The sequence below is a fragment of the Roseiarcus sp. genome, assembly GCF_052145395.1.
In the GTDB taxonomy this organism is placed as follows: Bacteria; Pseudomonadota; Alphaproteobacteria; order Rhizobiales; family Beijerinckiaceae; genus Roseiarcus.
The window spans coordinates 1-3,671 of sequence record NZ_JBKQOT010000880.1 but is presented as its reverse complement, the minus strand read 5'-3'; the positions used below and the strand labels follow the sequence as shown (position 1 = coordinate 3,671).

At 62.3% G+C, this 3,671-nt stretch carries 3 protein-coding genes and 1 pseudogene; 3 read left to right on the top strand and 1 reads right to left on the bottom strand.

The window, feature by feature from the left end; all coding sequences use genetic code 11:
• The first annotated feature begins 130 nt into the window (after nucleotides 1-130).
• Together ACLP25_RS30490 and ACLP25_RS30485 are read left to right on the top strand one after the other, a co-directional pair.
• Nucleotides 131-274 (top strand): hypothetical protein, encoded by a 144-nt coding sequence (locus ACLP25_RS30490; RefSeq protein ID WP_442472835.1) that lies wholly within the window; start codon nucleotides 131-133, stop codon nucleotides 272-274.
• A gap of 185 nt (nucleotides 275-459) precedes the next feature.
• Nucleotides 460-990, top strand: a complete 531-nt coding sequence (locus tag ACLP25_RS30485; RefSeq protein WP_442472834.1) for a YihY/virulence factor BrkB family protein — start codon at nucleotides 460-462, stop codon at nucleotides 988-990.
• A 19-nt stretch (nucleotides 991-1,009) separates the two neighbouring features.
• On the opposite strand, the gene ACLP25_RS30480 is transcribed toward ACLP25_RS30485, so the two are convergent.
• Complete coding sequence (locus ACLP25_RS30480) at nucleotides 1,010-1,789, bottom strand: bestrophin-like domain (RefSeq protein WP_442472833.1); 780 nt, start codon at nucleotides 1,787-1,789, stop codon at nucleotides 1,010-1,012.
• Nucleotides 1,790-2,257: 468 nt separating this feature from the next.
• Here ACLP25_RS30480 and ACLP25_RS30475 point away from each other — a divergent pair.
• A pseudogene (locus ACLP25_RS30475) lies at nucleotides 2,258-3,286 on the top strand (adenylate/guanylate cyclase domain-containing protein); the annotation flags it as partial.
• Nucleotides 3,287-3,671 lie beyond the last annotated feature (385 nt).

Sequence of the window (3,671 nt, the reverse complement as noted above, 5' to 3'; positions counted from 1 at the left end):
CGCTCGACCGACGTGATGACCTCAATGTGATCCATCGTCATGTGGCTAACCTCGTGCTAGCCACATGTCCTACCCAGCTCTCGCCGGTTCACAAGGCGGCGGATCTCGGAGGCGTACCTGAAGCTCGCCGATGCGCTGCATCAACCTCGCAAACATGAGCATGCTGACGAAGACGCGCTGCAATTCCAGTCCGAGCGCTCCGCCGGTGAAGACGACTGCCAACGACGGCGACTTCGTGATCAAGAACTATAATTTCGCACTGGCCAACCTTTAAGGAGCGAGAGGCTTACCTGAATTCGCTTCAACCCTCCACGGACCGACAAAAGACGGCCAAGGCGGATGCGGAGCAGGCCGCAATCGCGATCGGCCAGACCCGCATGCAGATGGCGCTGGCGCTGGTCGAGCCGATTTCCTGGCGTTTTAACATCAGTCCGTAACCGCAGAACAGGAACGTCGCCCATGCCACGACGAGGCCGATGGAGCGCCAATTCCGGAGTCAGCGCCCTGTTCGATGCGCTGAACGTCGTCCATGGAGCCACGGAAGACAGAAGCCTCATCCGTTTCTATGCAACGACCTTTGCCGTCACGCTGGGCTCGGTGGTCTTCGGTCCGGCCGTCGTTATCGGTGTCCTGCCGATCGTGTTCCGTTGGCTTGGCTTGAGCGAAAGCGCTGAAACTCTGGCGGACATTCTTCGTTGGCCAGTGGTTTTGCTGCTCGTCATGATCGGGCTCAGCATCGTCTATCGCGTCGGCCCGAGCCGCAGCGAGGCGAGGTGGCGCTGGGTAACCTGGGGCAGTGGGTTGGCCGCCATCGTTCTGGTGGGCGCCTCGATGATCTTTGCTTGGTACGTCGAGGAGTTCGACAGTTACGAACGGATCTACGGCTCGCTGGGCGCGGCGGTCGGATTCATGACCTGGATCTGGCTGTCGGTCGTCGTAGTCCTGCTCGGCGCGGAGCTGGACGCCGCCATAGAGCGGAAAGGGAAGTGACGATCGAGCGGGCGCCGCGCTATCCTTCGGTCTCGGCGGCCAGAACGTGTTCGAGCGATTCCGGCGCGATGTGGACCGGACCGCTGAACGGGTGATCGAGTGAGATAATGACCACGAGGCCGGACGTGAGAACGATCGACAGGATCGCCGTCATCGCCAGCTGCGCGATCCCGTCGCGATTCCCGAAGAACAGCGCGAAATAAATGGTGAGGCCGGCGCCGGCGAAAAGCGCGATCCAGATCACGTCGGGCACAAGGCCGGTCGACAGGTGCACACGCACCCGGCGCGCCAGGGTAAGATTGTCGACCTGGGTGAAGACCTCCGACATGTCGGCGGTGCTGCGCGTGCCTGTCCGGTTGAGCGCCATTGCCGCGCGATAGAGCGCATCCAGAGCGTGTGACGTCTCCCGGTCCTCCGTCTCCGCCGCCATCGCCGGCCAGTCCTTTTCGATCGTGAGCTTTAGATAATCGACCACCCGGTCGTGGAGCCTGGCGGCCTCCGGCTCAGCGCCTTCGGCATAGTGAAACAACGCCGAGGCGGCGGCGGATTCCCGCGCGACCGAGGTTTGTCCCTCGCTGAACTTCTCCCAGACGGCGATCACGACAAACGCCAGCAGCACGGCATAGACGACCCCAATGGCCGCGAACATGAAGCCTGCGACCTCGTTGTTAAGCTCGAGCCGCTCGAAGCCGACCCATTTGCGTACAACGATCTGCAATCCGACCGCCACCGCGGTCGGGACGATGACAACCAAAAGAATCAACTCCCACAAAGGGAGGACCGACAAGAAGTGTGACATTCGAGTAGCCTCCGCCTGAGGGACACACAGCTCCCGCACGCCCCCCGAGCGAAAAGAGGCCAGAATGAGAAAAGCCGCTGCGACGCCCGACTTGTCGGCGTAGACGCGAACAGCGTCAAGCGCTCACCGCCCGCTTATGGCGCAGGGCCTCCGCAGCGCCGGCGGTTTCAGCCTCGACTCCGGCTGTCCAATAGCAGCCGGGAACCGCGAGTGTCCGCGCGCACCGAACTCTGCCGAGCTACGCCGATCTTCCCCATCAAATTATTCGGCTAAGATCGGGCTAAGGTTGCGCCTGCGGTCGCTGGCGGGGTAGCCGGTGGCCTGCCCCGGGGCACCAAAATCGACCTTCGGCCCACATCAGGCAGTTGATTGTACTAACTCTTACCAACCCAAGGACTTCAATCAGGGCCGCGCCCCTCGCGGCTTGCTTATGCTATGCTATTCTAGCTTCGTGTATGAGGGCGCCCGATGTCCGAAACCCGGAAGATCGCCGCGATCCTGGTCGCGGACGTGGTCGGCTATAGTCGGCTCGCTGGCGCCGACGAGGACCGCACGCTATCGCGCCTCCGGGGCCTGCGCAGCGATCTAATCGATCCTGCGATCGCCGCGCACCGCGGGCGCGTCGTCAAGCGCACCAGTGACGGCAGCCTCGTCGAGTTCCGCAGCGTCGTCGATGCCGTGCGCTGCGCCATCGAGGTGCAGAACGGTCTGATCGATCGTAATGCTGGCGTCATGCACGAGCGCCGCATCGAATTCCGCCTCGGAATCCATCTCGGCGACGTCGTCGAAGAGGCTGACGGTGACCTGATGGGCGACGGCGTCAATATCGCCGCCCGCCTGGAGGGTATCGCTGGACCGGGAGGGATTTGCCTATCCGAGGACGCCTATTGTCAGGTCAAGGGGCGACTCGAGCACGCCGTCACAGACCTCGGCCCCACACAGCTTAAGAACATTGTCGAGCCGATCCGGGTCCATTCGCTCGACGTAGGCCAGCCCGCCAAGCCAACCCCCGCCTCGGAAGCAGCTTCCGCTTTATCGGGCCCGCCTCGTCTCTCGATAGTCGTCCTGCCGTTCGCAGCTATCGGAGGGGACGCCGAACAAGAGCCTTTCGTCGACGGGGTCACGGAGAGCCTGACGACCGATCTATCGCGGATACGCGGCTCGTTCGTCATCGGGCGCAATACGGCATTCACTTACAAAGGCAAGGCCGTCGATCTGAAGCAGATCGGACGCGAGTTGACCGTCCGCTATGTCCTCGAAGGCAGCGTACAGCGCGGCGGAAATCGCATGCGCGTCAATGTGCAACTAGTCGACGCCGAGACGGGCAATCATCTATGGGCTGAGCGCTTCGACAAGCCGCTGGCCGACCTCTTCGATATGCAAGATGAAATCGTCGCGCGTGTGGCAAACGCACTCAACGCCCAACTCGTTGTCGCCGAAGCGCGACGCGCAGAAAGGGCGCCTAACCCCGATTCGATGGACCTGTATTTTCAAGGGATGGCCTGGCTCAACAAGGGCCTGAACCCGATACTCTGGCGCAAGCGCGCAGCTTCTTCGATCGCGCGCTAGTCGCCGATACTGACAACATGGAAGCGCTGATTGGATCGGCCGCCGCTGACGCTCGGGAGGGCGCCAATCTCATCGTAACCGATCCCAGGGCTGCTTTCGCGGCGGCCGCGGCGAAATTGGGTAAGGCCCTATCTGCGGTTCCGGATCATGCGCGCGGCCATGTGTGGTCAGGTTATGTCGACATCTTCGGCCTTATGTAGCACCCGCCATCGCGCTTGACGTGCGCTCTCGCCTCGGCCATGTTCCTTATATGTTCACGGTTCGGGGCGGCTTCCATGGCTCAGCACTTCCTTTTGTCCGCTGCGGCCCGCTC

Coding starts and splice junctions, on each gene's coding strand:
- ACLP25_RS30490 (WP_442472835.1), top strand. CDS start 131: ATGCGCTGCATCAACCTCGCAAACATGAGCATGCTGACGAAGACGCGC.
- ACLP25_RS30480 (WP_442472833.1), bottom strand. CDS start 1,789: ATGTCACACTTCTTGTCGGTCCTCCCTTTGTGGGAGTTGATTCTTTTG.
- ACLP25_RS30485 (WP_442472834.1), top strand. CDS start 460: ATGCCACGACGAGGCCGATGGAGCGCCAATTCCGGAGTCAGCGCCCTG.